Here is a 16,624-nt window from a genome sequence, read left to right on the forward strand (position 1 = left end):
CCTTATGACCTTACCGGGGAGCCGCGGCCGGTTCGGACGCGAGTTCGGACTCGGGTCCGGGTGCCCGTCCCGCGAGCCGCTCGCGCCAGGCGGCGAGGACGGCGGCGTCGGTGGCGGGGGTGGCCAGGGAGACGACCAGATAGGCGGCGAGCGAGGCCAGCAGCCCGTAGTAGACGGGCTCGTTGGCGAGGATGCCGTACGTCGCCATCAGGACGATGACCGCGAGCCCGCCGACCACGACGGAGGCGAGGGCGCCGTAGACCGTGCCCCGCTTCCACAGCAGCCCGCCGAGGATCGGCACGAGCAGTCCGCCGACGAGGAGGTTGTAGGCGACGGTCAGTGCCTCCACGACGTTGTCGATCGCGATGGCCGTGCAGATGACCGCGAGGCCCATGATCAGGATGAAGAGACGGTTGCCCTTCACCTCGTCGTGCTCCTCCTGGCCTTCGGCCGGCGCCTTGACGATCCCCCGCAGCCGGGACCAGATGTCGTTGTTGGCGACGGTGGCACAGGCGATCAGCGCGCCGGAGGACGTCGACATCACGGCGGCGAGGGCGGCGGCCAGCACCAAGCCGCGCACACCGACGGGCAGTTCCTCCTTCACGATGGTCGCGAAGGCGTCGTCCGGGCTGCCGAGCTTCGGGTACAGCACCTTGGCCGCCGTGCCGATGACGGCACCGGCGAGGGCGTACGCGAGGCAGTAGGTGCCGGCGACGGTCCCGCCCCACTTGGCGGTGGTGTCGCTGCGGGCGGTGAACACGCGCTGCCAGATGTCCTGCCCGATGAGCATGCCGAAGGTGTAGATCAGCACGTAGGTGAAGATCGTCTCGCCGCCGATGCCCAGCGGGTCGAAGTACTCGGTGGGCAGCTGGGCCTTCATCTCGCTGAACCCGCCCGCCTTCACGACGGCGATCGGCAGCAGCAGGAGCAGCACGCCGATGGTCTTCACGACGAACTGCACCATGTCCGTCAGGGTGATCGACCACATCCCGCCGAGGGTGGAGTACGCGACGACGATCGAGCCGCCGAGGACGATCGCGAGCGTGCGGTTCATGTCGAACAGGACGTCGAAGATCGTGGCGTACGCGATGGTCGAGGTCACCGCGAGCATCAGGGTGTACGCCCACATGACGAGACCGGAGATGACTCCGGCCCGGCCGCCGTAGCGCAGGTCGAGCATCTCGGAGACGGTGTAGACCTTCAGCCGGGCGATGCGGGCGGAGAAGAAGACGGACAGGGCGAGCAGGCCGAGGCCGATGGTGAAGACCATCCAGGCACCGGACAGGCCGTACTGGTAGCCCAGCCCCACACCGCCGATGGTGGAGGCGCCGCCGAGGACGATCGCCGCCATGGTGCCGGAGTACATGGCCGGGCCGAGGCGGCGGCCGGCCACGAGGAACTCGCTCTTGGAGCGGGCGCGGCGCATGCCCCACCAGCCCATGGCCAGCATTCCGGCCAGATAGGCGACGATCACGAGATAGTCGACGGCCATGAGGACCTCCTTCGCACACGCTGAGTGGCGGGAGACGAGGTTGACGAGCACTGACACTAGGTGGCCGGAAAGCGACTGCGAAGTGTACGTTTCATCCATTCGAGCCGGTGCCGGGTGGAGGGAACGCACATCATGCCGGACCCCGCTGTCCCGCCCACGCCCCCTGTACGGCTCTCCGCCCTGCTGGCCCGCGAGGACCTGGCCCTGCGCCGGATCGCCGGCCCGGACGACCCCGCCGCCGTCGTCCACTGGGTGCACACCTCGGAGATGGCGGATCCGTATCCGTATCTGCTGGGCGGGGAGCTGCTGCTCACGGCGGGCGTGCACATCCCGGACGCGGCGGGGTCGGATGGGGGTCCCCCCTGCTCGAGCGAAGCCGAGAGCTTGGGGGACTACTTCGACGACTACGTGGCCAGGATCGTCGCCGCGGGCGGTGCGGCCCTCGGCTTCGGTGTGGCGCCGGTGCACGACACGGTGCCGAGGGCACTGGTCGCGGCCTGCGAGACCCACGGTCTGCCGCTGCTCGAGGTGCCGCCGCAGACCACCTTCTCGGGCGTGGCCCGCGCGGTCTGGCAGCTGATGGCCCAAGCCCGCCTGGCGGAACTCCGCCGCGTCACGGAGGCCCAGCGGAGCCTCACCGCCGCCGCCTCCCGCCCCGACCCGGTCCCGTCGGTCCTCCGGCAGCTCGCCCAGCGCCTCGGCGGCCGGGCGGTGCTGTACGGGCCGGAGGGGGCGGAGATCGCGGGTGCGGGCCGGAACCCCGGGGAGGAGGCGAGCTCGGCACTGGCGGGGCTGGCCGGGGTGGTGCGGCCGACGGGCGACGGGCCCGCGGGGCCTCCCCACCCGACCTCCGCCACCGACACCGTCGCCGGCACCCATCTCGCCGCCTACGCCCTCGGCGCCGGGCACGGCTTCGTGCTCGGGGTCGCCACCCCGGAGCGCGCGCCGGGGGACCACACCGTCGCCTCCGTCGCGGCCGTGCTGCTCTCCCTCCTCACCGGCGAGCAGCAGAGCGGCACCGGCACCGCCCGTTCCTCCGCGCTCGTGCGGCTGCTGCTCGGGGCTCCGCCCGAGGAGGTCGCGCCGCTGCTCGGCGGCCGGCGGTGGGTCGTGGTGCACGCCCGGCCCGACGGGCAGGGCCCCGCGGACGCCGTCGCGGCCTCCGCGCTGGGCGCCGCGCTCGGCTCCGCCCTGGTCGACCCGGCGGGCGACGTCGTACGGGTCCTGGTCCCGGCCGAGCGGGCACCGGCCCCGCTGCCCGGCTGGACCCTGGGCGTCAGCGCAGCCGCGGCCCCGGAGGACTGGCCCGCCGCCGACACCCAGGCGGCCCGCGCCCTGGCCCGGGCCCGCGCGACCCGGACCCCGCTGCTGCGGCACGGCCCGCGCCCCGCCCTGGCCGACCTGGTCCCGCCCGGCGAGGCGGCGGCCCACGCCCGCGCGCTCCTCTCCCCCGTCACGGCACACCCCGCGCTCACCGAGACCCTGCGCACCTGGCTGTCCCTGCACGGCAGTTGGGACCGCACGGCCGTCGCCCTGTCCGTGCACCGCAACACGGTGCGGCAGCGCATCACCCGGTGCGCGACGCTGCTGGAGACGGACCTGGAGGACCCGGACGTCCGCATGGAACTCTGGTTCGCGCTGCGGCACATCTGAGTATGTGAGCGGCATCCTTCTGAGTACGTGACGCACATCCCAGGGTCCGATACGCCAGGGACTCCCACAGGGGGCTGCCTCACAATGGGTGGCATGCCGATACCCGGGACACCCAGCCGCGCCGAACTCGTCGACCACCTCGTCAGGACGCGCATCGCGGGCGACGTCGCCACCCCCCGCGAGAACAACCTCTCCCACTACCGCAAGCTGGCGAACGGCGACCGCCACTACTGGCTGGGACTGGAACTCGGCGACCGCTGGAGCGACGAGCAGGACGTCCTCGCGGTGATGGCGGAACGGGTCGGCGTGAACGACGACCCCGAGCACCGGTACGGCCAGGACACCATCGACCCCGAGCTGACGGTCGCGGCCCTGGACCGGCTCGCCGGGCGGCTGCGCAAGGCCGCCGACGGCGGGCAGCGGGTCCTCTTCGCCACCGGCCACCCCGGCGGCCTGCTCGACGTCCACCGCGCGACCGCGTCCGCGCTGCGCGCGGCGGGCTGCGAGATCGTCGTCATCCCGGACGGCCTGACGACGGACGAGGGCTATGTGATGCAGTTCGCGGACGTGGCGGTGCTGGAGCACGGCGCCACCTTGTGGCACACCCACTCGGGCGAACCGATGAAGGCCATCCTGACCGCCCTGGAGCGCGCGGGCCGCCCGCTGCCCGACCTGGTCGTCGCCGACCACGGCTGGGCGGGGTACGCGGGACAGCACGGCGTGGACTCCGTCGGCTACGCCGACTGCAACGACCCGGCTCTCTTCGTCGCCGAGGCCGAGGGCACCGTGCAGGTGACGGTGCCCCTCGACGACCACGTCATCAGCCCGCGCCACTACGACCCGATGACGGCGTACCTGCTGGCGGAGGCGGGCCTGAGCTAGAGGGCGTCCGCGTCGCGCGGGACGCGGACCACGCCCTCCTGGATGACCGAGATGGCCAGCTGCCCGTCCTGCGTGTAGATCCGGGCCTGTCCCAGTCCCCGGCCGCCGTACGCGGACGGGGACTCCTGGTCGTAGAGCAGCCACTCGTCGGCGCGGAACGGCCGGTGGAACCACATGGCGTGGTCCAGGGAGGCCCCGACGACGTCCCCGACGGCCCAGCCGCCGCGTCCGTGCGCGAGCAGCACGGAGTCGAGCAGTGTCATGTCGGAGACGTAGGTGGCGAGGACGACGTGCAGCAGCGGGTCGTCGGCCAGCTTCCCGTTCGTGCGGAACCACACCTGGCTGTGCGGCTCGCGCGGCTCGCCGAACTTCCCGTACGGCGGCTCGTCGACGTACCGCAGGTCGACGGCGGCCCGTGCCTCGATGAACCTCTCCACGACCACGGGGTCGAGATGGCCGTACCCGCGCAGCCGCTCCTCCCCGGTGGGCAGCGTGGCGGGATCGGGCGAGGCGGGCATCGGCGCCTGGTGGTCCAGCCCGTCCTCGTACGCCTGGAACGACGCCGAGAGGTGGAAGATCGGTTTGCCGTGCTGGACGGCGACCACCCGGCGGGTGGTGAAGGAGCGGCCGTCGCGGATCCGGTCCACGGTGTAGACGATGGGCGCGCCGGGATCACCGGGGCGCAGGAAGTACGCGTGGAGGGAGTGTGCGTGCCGGTCCGCGGGGACCGTCCGCCCGGCGGCGACGAGCGCCTGCGCCGCGACCTGCCCGCCGAAGACCCGTGGCACGACGGCGGACCGGGACCGGCCGCGGAATATGTCCTCCTCGATCTGCTCGAGGTCGAGCAGATCGAGGAGGTCCTGGAGTGCATTGCTCATGGCAACTGTTGTACCGGCCACTGACTGCGGTCGGATTACAGCCCCATGTCCTTCGCGATGATCGACTTCATGATCTCGCTGGTGCCGCCGTAGATGCGGTTGACGCGGTTGTCCGCGTACAGGCGGGCGATCGGGTACTCGTTCATGTAGCCGTAGCCGCCGTGCAGCTGGAGGCAGCGGTCGATGACGCGGTGCGCGACCTCGGTGCAGAACAGCTTGGCGCTCGCGGCCTCGGCGGGGGTCAGCTCACCGGCGTCCAGGGCCTCGGTCGCGCGGTCGGCGACGGCCTCGGCGGCGTCCACCTCGGCCTGGCAGGCGGCCAGCTCGAACTTGGTGTTCTGGAAGTGGGAGACCGGCTTGCCGAAGACGGTGCGCTCCTGCACGTACTGCTTGGCGAACCGGACGGCGGCCTTGGCCTGGGCGTAGGCGCCGAAGGCGATGCCCCAGCGCTCGGAGGCCAGGTTGTGGCCGAGGTAGTAGAAGCCCTTGTTCTCCTCGCCGAGGAGGTCCTCGACGGGGACCTTCACGTCGACGAACGCGAGCTCGGCGGTGTCGGAGGTCTTCAGGCCGAGCTTGTCGAGCTTGCGGCCGACGGAGTAGCCCTCGGACTTGGTGTCGACGGCGAAGAGGGAGATGCCGTGGCGGCGGTCCTCGGCGGTCGGGGCGGCGGTCCGGGCGCAGACGATCACGCGGTCGGCGTGCACGCCGCCGGTGATGAAGGTCTTGGCGCCGTTGAGGACGTAGTGCGTCCCGTCCTCACTCAGCTTGGCGGTGCTCTTCATGCCCGCGAGGTCGGAACCGGTGCCCGGCTCCGTCATCGCGATGGCCCACATCTCCTCGCCGCTGACGAACTTCGGCAGGTAGCGCTTCTTCTGCTCGTCGGTGGCGAGCATCTTGATGTAGGGCAGGGCGAGCAGCACGTGCACGCCGGAGCCGCCGAACTGGACGCCGGCGCGGGCGGTCTCCTCGTACAGCACGGCCTCGAACTTGTGGCTCTCCAGTCCCGCGCCACCGAACTCCTCGGGGACGTTGATACCGAAGATGCCCAGCTCACCGAGCTTGTAGTAGAAGTCCCGGGGGGCCTGACCCGCTGCGAACCACTCGTCGTACACGGGTACGACCTCGGCCTCGATGAAGGCGCGGATGGTCTCCCGGAACGCCTCGTGATCCTCGTTGAACACCGTACGGCGCACGCCGCCACCTCCACGGACCTCTGCTGTCTAAGCGCTTGCTCATATCAAGATACCGGCGAGTATCAACGACCGTCCAGGGTGGGGGTGGGGTAACGCTCGTCACGCTGGGGGACGGGGGTGGGCGCAGGGAAGACTGAGGGAGGGGCGCACGCCGGGGCGCGGGGCGAAGCCACCGCGGGGGCGCGGGGTGCGGGGGGGGCGAAGCCCCCGCCGGGACGCGGGGGTGCCGGGGCAAAGGCCCCCGGCACCGCGGGGCGCAGGGGGCAAAGCCCCCGCCGGGGACGCGGAATGCAAGGGGCCCCGAAGCCCCCTCCGGGGCGCGGGGCGCAGGGGGCGGAACCCCCCGCCGGGGTGCAGGGGGCGGAGCCCCCGACGTGCCCGGGCCCGCCTGGCCGACTGTGTCGGGCGGGTGGGTGGGCAAAGGCAAAGGCCGTCAGACCCCCGCCGCCGCGAACGCCCCCCGCGCCATCCGGTGCAGCAACTCCGCCGTAGCCCCCCGCCCGGGCAACACCCACCCCTCCCCAGATGCGGCGTCGAGTTCAGCAACCCGAACACGGAGTGCACGGCAGACCGCGCCGCCGGCTCCCCGAGCGCCGGGTACACCTCCCGCACCACCCCCACCCACAGCTCCACGTACTGCCGCTGAAGCTGCCGCACCATCTTCCGGTCACTGTCCCGGAGGCGATCCAGCTCCCGGTCGTGCAGGGTGATCAGAGGCCGGTCGTCGAGCGCGAAGTCGATATGCCCCTCGATCAGCGAGTCGAGGACCGCCTCAGCGCCCACCTGCCCGTCCGCCTCCGCCAACCTCCGCTTCGCCCCGGTCAGCAACTGCCCGCTGATCCCCACCAGCAGCTCCGCGAGCATCGCGTCCTTGCCCGCGAAGTGCCGGTACAACCCGGGTCCGCTGATCCCCACCGCGGCGCCTATCTCGTCGACCCCGACCCCGTGGAAGCCCCGCTCGGCGAAGAGCCGCGCGGCCTCCTTGAGGATCTGTTCACGGCGGGTGGGTGCGTCGGTTCTGGTGGCCATGAAATCAATTCTAGACAGGGAGGTTAGCGGTCGTTAACCTGAAGGAAATGCGTTAACGCTCATTAACAAGTGAGGGGACCCGCAGGATGCACGAGGCACCGGAGCTCACGAGCGCGGCAGACCCCGCGTCGGAGGCCTTTCGGGCCAACGAGGAGGCGCACCACGCCCTCGTCGAGGAGCTGCGCACCAAGCTGGCCGCGGCCGCCCGGGGCGGCGGCGAGAAGGCCCGCGCCCGCCACACCGCGCGCGGCAAGCTGCTCCCCCGCGACCGCGTCGACACCCTCCTCGACCCGGGCTCGCCCTTCCTGGAGCTGGCCCCGCTCGCGGCCGACGGGATGTACGAGGGACAGGCCCCGGCCGCCGGCGTCATCGCCGGCATCGGCCGGGTCAGCGGCCGCGAGACCGTGATCATCGCCAACGACGCCACGGTCAAGGGCGGCACGTACTACCCGATGACGGTCAAGAAGCACCTCCGCGCCCAGGAGGTCGCCCTCGACAACCGCCTCCCCTGCGTCTACCTGGTCGACTCCGGCGGCGCCTTCCTCCCCATGCAGGACGAGGTCTTCCCCGACCGCGACCACTTCGGCCGGATCTTCTACAACCAGGCCCGTATGTCCGGCGCCGGCATCCCCCAGATCGCCGCGGTCCTCGGTTCCTGCACGGCCGGCGGGGCGTACGTCCCGGCGATGAGCGACGAGGCGGTGATCGTCCGCAACCAGGGCACGATCTTCCTGGGCGGCCCACCCCTGGTGAAGGCGGCCACCGGCGAGGTCGTCACGGCGGAGGAGCTGGGCGGCGGCGAGGTCCACTCGCGGATCTCGGGCGTCACCGACCACCTCGCGGAGAACGACGCGCACGCGCTGCGCATCGTCCGCACGATCGTCTCCATCCTCCCCACCCGGGGACCGCTCCCCTGGGAGGTCACGGAGGCGACGGAACCCAAGGTCGACCCCCACGGCCTCTACGGCGCGGTCCCGGTCGACTCCCGCACGCCGTACGACGTGCGGGAGATCATCGCCCGGGTCGTCGACGGCTCCCGCTTCGCCGAGTTCAAGTCCGAGTTCGGCCAGACCCTCGTCACCGGCTTCGCCCGGATCCACGGCCACCCGGTGGGCATCGTCGCCAACAACGGCATCCTGTTCTCCGAGTCCGCCCAGAAGGGCGCCCACTTCATCGAACTGTGCGACCAGCGCGGCATCCCCCTGGTCTTCCTCCAGAACATCTCCGGGTTCATGGTCGGCCGGGACTACGAGGCGGGCGGCATCGCCAAGCACGGCGCCAAGATGGTCACGGCGGTCGCCTGCACCCGCGTACCGAAGCTGACGGTCGTGGTGGGCGGCTCCTACGGCGCGGGCAACTACTCCATGTGCGGCAGGGCGTACTCCCCCCGCTTCCTGTGGATGTGGCCGAACGCCAAGATCTCGGTGATGGGCGGCGAGCAGGCCGCCTCGGTCCTCGCGACCGTCAAGCGGGACCAGCTGGAGGGCCGTGGCGAAGCCTGGTCCGCGGAGGAGGAGGACGCCTTCAAGGCGCCGATCCGCGCCCAGTACGAGCACCAGGGCAACGCCTATTACGCGACGGCCCGCCTCTGGGACGACGGTGTGATCGACCCGGCGGACACCCGGCAGGTCCTGGGACTGGCCCTGACCGCGTGCGCCAACGCGCCCCTGGGTGACCCCCAGTTCGGCGTCTTCCGGATGTGAGGGGACGGACGACGATGTTCGAGACAGTGCTGGTGGCCAACCGCGGCGAGATCGCCGTACGGGTGATCCGTACGCTGCGGTCGATGGGCGTGCGCTCGGTGGCCGTCTTCTCCGACGCGGACGCCGACGCCCGGCATGTCCGCGAGGCGGACACAGCGGTCCGGATCGGACCGCCCCCGGCCTCCGAGAGCTACCTCTCGGTGGAGCGCCTGCTGGAGGCGGCGGCGCGCACCGGCGCCCAGGCCGTCCACCCCGGCTACGGCTTCCTCGCCGAGAACGCGGCCTTCGCGCGCGCCTGCGCCGAGGCGGGCCTGGTCTTCATCGGCCCCCCGGCTGAGGCGATCGCCCTCATGGGGGACAAGATCCGCGCCAAGGAGACGGTGCGGGAGGCCGGAGTGCCCGTGGTCCCCGGCGGACGCGACCCCGACCTGGCCGAGGCGGCCCGCGAACTGGGCGCTCCCGTGCTGCTGAAGCCCAGCGCGGGCGGCGGTGGCAAGGGCATGCGCCTGGTGCGGGACCTGACCCGGCTGGAGGAGGAGATCGCCTCGGCCCGCCGCGAGGCCCGCGCCTCCTTCGGCGACGACACGCTGCTCGTGGAGCGCTGGATCGACCGCCCCCGCCACATCGAGATCCAGGTCCTGGCCGACGGCCACGGGAACGTGGTCCACCTCGGGGAGCGCGAGTGCTCCCTCCAGCGCCGCCACCAGAAGATCATCGAGGAGGCGCCCAGCGTGCTCCTCGATGAGAAGACCCGCTCCGCGATGGGCGAGGCGGCGGTCCAGGCGGCCCGTTCCTGCGGCTACCGGGGCGCGGGCACGGTGGAGTTCATCGTCCCCGGCGGGGACCCGTCCTCGTACTACTTCATGGAGATGAACACCCGCCTCCAGGTGGAACACCCGGTGACGGAGCTGATCACCGGCCTGGACCTGGTCGAGTGGCAGCTGCGGGTCGCGGCGGGCGAGCCTCTCGGCTTCACGCAGGAGGACGTACGGCTGACGGGTCACGCCGTGGAGGCCCGTATCTGCGCCGAGGACCCGGCCCGCGGCTTCCTGCCCTCCGGGGGCACGGTCCTGAAGCTCCGCGAGCCGCAGGGAGACGGCATCCGCACCGACTCGGGCCTCACCGAGGGCACGGAGGTCGGCAGCCTCTACGACCCGATGCTCTCCAAGGTCATCGCCTACGGCCCCGACCGTGCGACGGCCCTGCGCAAGCTCCGCGCGGCCCTGGCGGAGACGGTCACGCTCGGGGTGCAGACGAACGCCGGGTTCCTGCGCCGGCTGCTCGCCCACCCGGCGGTGGTCTCCGGCGACATGGACACCGGCCTGGTCGAGCGCGAGGTGGAGGGACTGGTCCCGACGGACGTACCGGAGGAGGTGTACGAGGCGGCGGCCGCCGTACGCCTGGAAGGGCTGAGGCCCGAGCCGGGCGGCTGGACGGACCCCTTCTCGGTGCCGAGCGGCTGGCGACTCGGCGGTGAGCGGAAGCCCGCCGCCTTCCACCTGAGGGTGCGGGACCCGCTGGATCACACCCCGCGCGGCACCGCCACGGTCTCCGGCGACCGGGTCTCGGTGACCCTGGACGGCGTCCGCCACACCTTCCACCGCGCCGCCGACTGGCTCGGCCGCGACGGCGACGCCTGGCACGTGCGCGACCACGACCCGGTGGCCGCGTCCCTGACCCGCGCGGCCCACGCGGGCGCCGACTCGCTCACGGCACCCATGCCCGGCACGGTCACGGTCGTCAAGGTCGCGGTCGGCGACGAGGTGACCGCCGGTCAGAGCCTGCTGGTGGTGGAGGCGATGAAGATGGAGCACGTCATCTCCGCCCCGCACGCCGGCAAGGTCACCGAACTGGACGTGACACCGGGCTCGACGGTCGCCATGGACCAGGTCCTGGCGGTCATCGCGCCCGACGAGGAGGTGGAGGCATGACGACGACCGGGCTTCCCATGGTGGTCCCGACCACGGACCTCCCCACCCGCGTCCGCATCCACGAGGTGGGCGCACGCGACGGCCTGCAGAACGAGAAGGCGACGGTCCCCACGGAGGTCAAGGCGCACTTCATCCGCCGCCTGGCCGAAGCGGGCCTGACGACGATCGAGGCGACGAGCTTCGTCCACCCCAAGTGGGTCCCCCAACTGGCGGACGCGGAGCAGCTGTTCCCCATGGTCGACGACCTCCCCGTCGCGCTCCCGGTCCTGGTCCCGAACGAACGCGGCCTGGACCGCGCCCTGGCGCTCGGTGCCCGCCGGGTCGCCGTCTTCGCCAGTGCCACGGAGTCCTTCGCCAAGGCCAACCTCAACCGCACGGTGGACGAGGCCCTGGCGATGTTCGAGCCGGTCGTGACCCGCGCGAAGGCGGCGGACGTCCATGTCCGCGGCTACCTCTCCATGTGCTTCGGCGACCCGTGGGAGGGCGAGGTCCCGATCCCCCAGGTGGTCCGGGTCTGCCGGGCCCTGCTGGACATGGGCTGTGACGAGCTGAGCCTGGGCGACACGATCGGCGTGGCGACTCCGGGCCACGTGGTCGCGCTCCTCGCGGCCCTGGACGAGGCGGGAGTTGCGCCGTCCGCCCTCGGCGTCCACTTCCACGACACCTACGGCCAGGCCCTCTCCAACACCCTCGCGGCGCTTCAGCAGGGCGTCACCACCGTCGACGCCTCCGCGGGCGGCCTGGGCGGCTGCCCGTACGCGAAGTCGGCGACCGGCAACCTGGCCACCGAAGACCTCGTGTGGATGCTGCGGGGCCTCGGCATCGACACCGGAATCGACCTCGGCCGCCTCGTCGCCACGAGCACGTGGATGGCCGCCCACCTGGGCCGACCCAGCCCGTCCCGCACCGTCCGAGCTCTGTCCCACGAGGGCACCGAGGAGCAGTGATCACCATGGACTACCGTCTCTCCCCCGAACTGGAGGAACTCCGCCGCACGGTCGAGGAGTTCGCGCACGAGGTGGTGGCGCCGAAGATCGGCGACTTCTACGAGCGGCACGAGTTCCCGTACGAGATCGTCCGGGAGATGGGCCGCATGGGCCTGTTCGGGCTGCCGTTCCCCGAGGAGTACGGCGGCATGGGCGGCGACTACCTGGCGCTGGGCGTGGCCCTGGAGGAACTGGCACGGGTCGACTCCTCGGTCGCCATCACACTGGAAGCCGGCGTCTCCCTCGGCGCGATGCCCGTCTACCGCTACGGCACGGAGGCGCAAAAACGCGAATGGCTCCCCCGCCTCTGCTCCGGCGAACTCCTGGGCGCTTTCGGCCTGACGGAGCCGGACGGCGGCAGCGACGCGGGCGCGACCCGTACGACGGCCCGGCTGGACGAGTCGACGAACGAGTGGGTGATCAACGGCACGAAGTGCTTCATCACCAACTCGGGCACGGACATCACGGGCCTGGTCACGGTCACGGCGGTGACGGGCCGCTCGGCGGACGGCAAGCCGTTGATCTCCTCGATCATCGTCCCCTCCACCACCCCCGGCTTCACGGTCGCGGCCCCGTACTCGAAGGTCGGCTGGAACGCCTCGGACACCCGCGAACTGTCCTTCACCGACGTCCGGGTCCCGGCGGCGAACCTCCTCGGTGAGGAGGGCCGCGGCTACGCCCAGTTCCTCCGCATCCTCGACGAGGGCCGCATCGCGATCGCGGCGCTGGCGACGGGCCTCGCACAGGGCTGCGTCGACGAATCGGTCAAGTACTCCAAGGAACGCCACGCCTTCGGCAAGCCCATCGCCGCCAACCAGGCCATCCAGTTCAAGATCGCCGACATGGAGATGAAGGCCCACACGGCCCGCCTGGCCTGGCGCGACGCCGCGGTCCGCCTGGTGTCAGGCGCCCCCTTCAAGAAGGAGGCGGCCCTCGCCAAGCTCCACTCCTCCACCGTCGCCGTCGACAACGCCCGCGAGGCCACCCAGATCCACGGCGGCTACGGCTTCATGAACGAGTACCCGGTCGCCCGCATGTGGCGCGACTCCAAGATCCTCGAGATCGGCGAGGGCACCAGCGAGGTCCAGCGCATGCTGATCGCCCGCGAACTGGGCCTGGTGAGCTGATCCCCCGACGGGGGCCCGCACCAGCGATGACGCAGGCCCCCACGCCTTCCCCTGCGTACCCTTGGACCATGGACTACGCGAGGATGCGCGCACTCGCCAAAGAGCTCGGAGCCTATGCCGAGCACCTTGAAGGTGCCTGGAGCGTGGAGATCGGCCCGTCGGGTCCGATACTGGCCATGATGTGCCCCTCGAAGCGTCACGAGGGCACGATCCGCCGCATCTGCAAACAGCTGGACGAGCAGCTCCTCAGCACCCACCCCGGCTACATCTGCGCGAACGGCCCCGAGATCGAACACCCGGCGATCGGCCGCATGCGCCGCCCCGACGCGGTCGTCATCCCCGAGTCCGTACTCGACGAGGAAGGCCTCGCCGTCGACGCCACGCAGGTCCTCGCGGTCATCGAGATCGTCTCACCGTCCAACCCCGGCAACGACTACGGCGAGAAGCTCAGCGAATACCCCGCCATGGGCATCCCGCACTACCTGATCGTCGACCCCCGCACCGGCACCATCGAGGTCCACTCAGACCCGTGCAAGAACCGCTACAGCCGCAAGGAACCGTACATCTTCGGGGATTGCGTACCGTTCGGCCCCTGGTCCGTGGAGACCTCGGAATTCCGCCGCTACAGCCAGCCCTGACGGCCCGTGGAAGAGAGGCGGACCGGGTCCTGAGCACCGGTGCTCAGGACCCGGCGGGGCGCGGATGTCAGCCGTGGATCAGGGGCGAACCGAGGGTTTCCTTGGTGATGGCGCCCTTGCCGTCACCTTCGATGTCGTAGACGATCGTCGCGTCCGTCGACCAGTACACCTCACCGTCGTACACGGCGGACGGCGCGACGCAGGTGTTCGCGGGCTCCACCTGGAACCACGAGTAGTTGTCGTTGACGAGCTTGGTCAGGTCGCACGTCTTCGACGTGACGACGTGGTCCTCGCTGGTCTTGGTCAGCCGCTCCTCGATGCGCGTCGTTATCTTGAAGCTGGTGAACCGCTTGGAGTTGTCGACGACCTGGTCGTCGATGATCTGCCAGCTCATGACCGACTTGCCGGTCATGCTGCCCGACACGGTCCCGGTGTTCTGGACGTAGTACGTGGTCTGCGGCTTCTGACCCGGGAAGACCACATCGAACTGCGAGTCGGCGGTGCCGGCCGAGGCCGGCGCCGCGGCCAGGGCGACGAGCGCGAGAGCGGCGGCGCCGCCCGCGACGGTGGTGGACAGAAGCTTCCTCATGATGGTGTCCCTTCCGGGGAGCGCTCCAGGAAGTCGGCGTCCTTGCCCGCGAGGCAGCAAAGGTGACGCGCAGGGCGGCGCAGGACATGGCGCAGCATTCCCCCGTGAAAGCGCGCATGGAGAACCGGTGTTCGGTTCGGTGGTCACCCGGAACGTATCAGCCGACCACAGCGCTCGCCACACCAAATCTTCACGTCGAACTCACCGTCACCGCACAGCCGCACGCGCCTCGGTGACCCGGATCACCGCCTCGTCACGCATCCCCGCCGCACCCCCCGGGCACAGCTACCAGGGCCCCCTGGACACATCTTGAGGTTAGGCTAACCTAAGCTTGATTCCAGCCAAGCGGCTCTCGGCCGTGCCCGCAGTGTCTCCGTACGCATGAAAGCAGACCCAGCCATGTCGAACGCCAGAACCGCCCGCTTCTCCCGCCGCGGCATCCTCGCCGCCGGTGGTGCCCTCGGACTCGGCGCCCTCATGACCGCGTGTGGCGGCGAAGACTCCAAGGACGGCGGCTCGGAGTCGAAGGCGGCCGCCAAGTCCGGCCCGTGGTCCTTCAAGGACGACCGCGGCAAGACCGTGCAGCTCGACAAGGTCCCCGCGAACATCGTCGCCTTCACCGGCGTCGCCGCCGCCCTCCACGACTACGGCGTCTCCGTCAAGGGCGTCTTCGGCCCGACCAAGACACAGGACGGCAAGCCCGACGTCCAGGCCGGCGACATGGACATCAGCAAGGTGACCATCCTCGGCAACGCCTGGGACCAGTTCAGCATCGAGAAGTACGCCGCCCTCGCCCCGGACGTGCTGATCAGCACGATGTTCGACGACGCCGGCACCCTCTGGTACGTCCCCGAGGACTCCAAGGACAAGATCGCCAAGCTGGCCCCGAGCGTCGGCATCTCCGTGTACGACCGTCAGCTCACCGCCCCGCTGCAGCGGATGTGGGAGCTGGCCGAGTCCCTCGGCGGCGACATGAAGGCCGCGAAGGCCATCGACGCGAAGAAGCGGTTCGAGGAGGCGTCCGAGCGGCTGCGCAAGGCCGCCAAGGCGCACCCCGACATCAAGGTGATGGCCGGTTCCGCGAGCCAGGAGCTCTTCTACGTCTCCGGTACCGACCTCTCCGTCGACCTGGAGTACTTCAAGGCCCTCGGCGTGAACTTCGTCGAGCCGCCGGAGAAGGCCAAGGCCCAGGGCGGCGGCTGGTTCGAGAGCCTGAGCTGGGAGAACGTCGACAAGTACGCGGCGGACATCATCATGATGGACGACCGGTCCTCGGCGATCCAGCCGGCGAACATCACCGAGGCGACGTGGAAGAAGCTGCCCGCGGTGAAGGCCGGGCAGGTCATCTCGCGGTCGGCCGAGCCGATTCTGTCGTACGACAAGTGTGTGCCGTTGGTGGAGAACCTGGCGAAGGCCATCGAGAGCGCCAAGAAGGTCGCCTGACGCCCTCTGAAGGGGGTGCTTGAGCAGCGATTGGCGGCCACGGGCCGTGCATGGCTGATCGCGCAGTTCCCCGCGCCCCTTGGTCGGCCACCCACCCCCTCTTGTCCCTGACTCCAATTCAGGAGCCCTCATGACCACCGCCGTAGCCGCCCCGTTCCGTTTCTTCTCGCTCCAGGTCGTGCGGACGAGGCGGCTCGGTCCGTCTCTGGTCCGGGTCACCTTCGGTGGGCCCGATCTGCACGCCTTCCACTCCGACGGGTGCGACCAGTCGCTGTCGCTGTTCCTGCCCCACCCCGGGCAGCCCGAGCCGGTCGTGCCGCTCGAGCTCGGGGACGGATGGTGGCAGGGGTGGCGTGAACTCCCGGACGACGTACGGGCCGTGATGCGGTCGTACACCCTGCGCGCACTGCGCCGCGAACCGGACGAGATCGACATCGACTTCGCCCTGCACGGCATCGAGCCGGGCGCCCCGGTCCAGGCCGGCCCCGCCTCCCGCTGGGCCGCCGCGGCCACCGCCGGGGACCGGGTCCTGCTGCTCGGCCCGGCCGTCGCCGACAACCGGGCGATCCGCTTCCGGCCGCCGGAGGACACCGACCTCGTGGTCGTCTGGGGCGACGAGACCGCCGTACCGGCCGCCTCGGCCATCGTCGAGTCGCTCCCGGCCGGCACCCGCGCCCGGGTCTGGCTGGAGGTGCCGCACGCCGGGGACGTCCAGGACCTCGTGACCGAGGCGGACGCCGAGATCACCTGGCTGGTACGGGAGGAGAAGAGGAGCGCCGAGGGCTCCCCGCTGGCCCTCGACATCCTCCGCGACGCCCGACTCCCGCACAGCGAGAACCCGTACGTATGGATCGCGGGCGAGTCCGGCTGTGTGAAGCGGCTGCGACGGCACTTCGTGCAGGAGCGCGGGATCGACCGCCGCCGGGTCACGTTCGTCGGCTACTGGCGCCACGGCGTGAGCGAGGAGCAGCTGCGGACCGAGGGCTAGCCGGCCCGCCGGCGACGGAAGACGAAACCTGAGTGATCACGGTCACGGCAGGGCACGGTTTCCCGCCAAACAACTTAGGTTAGGCTTACCTA

At 71.0% G+C, this 16,624-nt stretch carries 13 protein-coding genes and 1 pseudogene; 9 read left to right on the top strand and 5 right to left on the bottom strand.

The window, feature by feature from the left end:
• Nucleotides 1–10: 10 nt before the first annotated feature.
• Nucleotides 11–1,492 (bottom strand): sodium:solute symporter, encoded by a 1,482-nt coding sequence (locus SSQG_RS13960; RefSeq protein WP_003990418.1) that lies wholly within the window; start codon nt 1,490–1,492, stop codon nt 11–13.
• Between the two features lie 132 nt (nt 1,493–1,624).
• On the opposite strand from SSQG_RS13960, the gene SSQG_RS13965 reads away from it, so the two are divergent.
• Nucleotides 1,625–3,145 carry a helix-turn-helix domain-containing protein gene (locus SSQG_RS13965; protein WP_208865644.1) on the top strand — a complete coding sequence of 507 codons (1,521 nt, stop codon included), beginning with the start codon at nt 1,625–1,627 and terminating at the stop codon, nt 3,143–3,145.
• Between the two features lie 93 nt (nt 3,146–3,238).
• The gene (locus SSQG_RS13970) at nt 3,239–4,027 is read left to right on the top strand and encodes a phosphatase (protein ID WP_003990420.1); all 789 of its coding nucleotides are present in this window, start codon (nt 3,239–3,241) and stop codon (nt 4,025–4,027) included.
• Here the strand turns inward: SSQG_RS13970 and SSQG_RS13975 are convergent.
• The 3 genes and pseudogenes from SSQG_RS13975 to SSQG_RS13985 all read right to left on the bottom strand — a co-directional run bounded on the left by SSQG_RS13975 (nt 4,024) and on the right by SSQG_RS13985 (nt 7,127).
• A complete protein-coding gene (locus SSQG_RS13975; protein ID WP_003990421.1) occupies nt 4,024–4,905 on the bottom strand; it encodes an acyl-CoA thioesterase in 882 nt (293 codons plus the stop codon). The two genes, SSQG_RS13970 and SSQG_RS13975, sit on opposite strands and share 4 nt — an antisense overlap.
• Before the next feature lie 35 nt (nt 4,906–4,940).
• A complete protein-coding gene (locus tag SSQG_RS13980) occupies nt 4,941–6,098 on the bottom strand; it encodes an acyl-CoA dehydrogenase family protein (RefSeq protein WP_003990422.1) in 1,158 nt (385 codons plus the stop codon).
• Nucleotides 6,099–6,531: 433 nt separating this feature from the next.
• A pseudogene (locus tag SSQG_RS13985) lies at nt 6,532–7,127 on the bottom strand (TetR/AcrR family transcriptional regulator).
• Between the two features lie 86 nt (nt 7,128–7,213).
• Here SSQG_RS13985 and SSQG_RS13990 point away from each other — a divergent pair.
• The 5 genes from SSQG_RS13990 (at nt 7,214) to SSQG_RS14010 (ending at nt 13,512) form a co-directional block, all read left to right on the top strand.
• A complete protein-coding gene (locus SSQG_RS13990) occupies nt 7,214–8,830 on the top strand; it encodes a carboxyl transferase domain-containing protein (RefSeq protein WP_003990424.1) in 1,617 nt (538 codons plus the stop codon).
• Between the two features lie 14 nt (nt 8,831–8,844).
• Nucleotides 8,845–10,761, top strand: coding sequence for an acetyl/propionyl/methylcrotonyl-CoA carboxylase subunit alpha (locus tag SSQG_RS13995; protein ID WP_039932664.1), 1,917 nt, complete (start codon nt 8,845–8,847; stop codon nt 10,759–10,761).
• Nucleotides 10,758–11,708, top strand: a complete 951-nt coding sequence (locus SSQG_RS14000) for a hydroxymethylglutaryl-CoA lyase (RefSeq protein ID WP_003990426.1) — start codon at nt 10,758–10,760, stop codon at nt 11,706–11,708. Before SSQG_RS13995 ends, SSQG_RS14000 begins: the two co-directional genes overlap by 4 nt.
• Before the next feature lie 5 nt (nt 11,709–11,713).
• Nucleotides 11,714–12,874 (top strand): acyl-CoA dehydrogenase family protein, encoded by a 1,161-nt coding sequence (locus SSQG_RS14005; RefSeq protein ID WP_003990427.1) that lies wholly within the window; start codon nt 11,714–11,716, stop codon nt 12,872–12,874.
• Between the two features lie 68 nt (nt 12,875–12,942).
• Nucleotides 12,943–13,512, top strand: a complete 570-nt coding sequence (locus tag SSQG_RS14010) for a Uma2 family endonuclease (RefSeq protein WP_039932667.1) — start codon at nt 12,943–12,945, stop codon at nt 13,510–13,512.
• 67 nt (nt 13,513–13,579) lie between these two features.
• Here the strand turns inward: SSQG_RS14010 and SSQG_RS14015 are convergent, their stop codons facing one another.
• A complete protein-coding gene (locus SSQG_RS14015) occupies nt 13,580–14,101 on the bottom strand; it encodes a hypothetical protein (protein ID WP_039932669.1) in 522 nt (173 codons plus the stop codon).
• A 399-nt stretch (nt 14,102–14,500) separates the two neighbouring features.
• Here SSQG_RS14015 and SSQG_RS14020 point away from each other — a divergent pair, with 399 nt between their 5' ends.
• Nucleotides 14,501–15,544 (top strand): ABC transporter substrate-binding protein, encoded by a 1,044-nt coding sequence (locus tag SSQG_RS14020; RefSeq protein WP_003990430.1) that lies wholly within the window; start codon nt 14,501–14,503, stop codon nt 15,542–15,544.
• A 130-nt stretch (nt 15,545–15,674) separates the two neighbouring features.
• Nucleotides 15,675–16,532 (top strand): siderophore-interacting protein, encoded by an 858-nt coding sequence (locus SSQG_RS14025; RefSeq protein WP_003990431.1) that lies wholly within the window; start codon nt 15,675–15,677, stop codon nt 16,530–16,532.
• Nucleotides 16,533–16,624: the final 92 nt, after the last annotated feature.

The sequence above is a fragment of the Streptomyces viridochromogenes DSM 40736 genome, from assembly GCF_000158955.1.
Taxonomy (GTDB): Bacteria; Actinomycetota; Actinomycetes; order Streptomycetales; family Streptomycetaceae; genus Streptomyces; species Streptomyces venetus.

What these genes read in the sequence shown, in the direction of transcription:
- SSQG_RS14025 (WP_003990431.1), top strand. Translation starts at nt 15,675, where the DNA reads ATGACCACCGCCGTAGCCGCCCCGTTCCGTTTCTTCTCGCTCCAGGTC.
- SSQG_RS13970 (WP_003990420.1), top strand. Translation starts at nt 3,239, where the DNA reads ATGCCGATACCCGGGACACCCAGCCGCGCCGAACTCGTCGACCACCTC.
- SSQG_RS14000 (WP_003990426.1), top strand. Translation starts at nt 10,758, where the DNA reads ATGACGACGACCGGGCTTCCCATGGTGGTCCCGACCACGGACCTCCCC.
- SSQG_RS14010 (WP_039932667.1), top strand. Translation starts at nt 12,943, where the DNA reads ATGGACTACGCGAGGATGCGCGCACTCGCCAAAGAGCTCGGAGCCTAT.
- SSQG_RS14020 (WP_003990430.1), top strand. Translation starts at nt 14,501, where the DNA reads ATGTCGAACGCCAGAACCGCCCGCTTCTCCCGCCGCGGCATCCTCGCC.
- SSQG_RS14005 (WP_003990427.1), top strand. Translation starts at nt 11,714, where the DNA reads ATGGACTACCGTCTCTCCCCCGAACTGGAGGAACTCCGCCGCACGGTC.
- SSQG_RS13995 (WP_039932664.1), top strand. Translation starts at nt 8,845, where the DNA reads ATGTTCGAGACAGTGCTGGTGGCCAACCGCGGCGAGATCGCCGTACGG.
- SSQG_RS13975 (WP_003990421.1), bottom strand. Translation starts at nt 4,905, where the DNA reads ATGAGCAATGCACTCCAGGACCTCCTCGATCTGCTCGACCTCGAGCAG.
- SSQG_RS13990 (WP_003990424.1), top strand. Translation starts at nt 7,214, where the DNA reads ATGCACGAGGCACCGGAGCTCACGAGCGCGGCAGACCCCGCGTCGGAG.
- SSQG_RS13960 (WP_003990418.1), bottom strand. Translation starts at nt 1,492, where the DNA reads ATGGCCGTCGACTATCTCGTGATCGTCGCCTATCTGGCCGGAATGCTG.
- SSQG_RS14015 (WP_039932669.1), bottom strand. Translation starts at nt 14,101, where the DNA reads ATGAGGAAGCTTCTGTCCACCACCGTCGCGGGCGGCGCCGCCGCTCTC.
- SSQG_RS13965 (WP_208865644.1), top strand. Translation starts at nt 1,625, where the DNA reads ATGCCGGACCCCGCTGTCCCGCCCACGCCCCCTGTACGGCTCTCCGCC.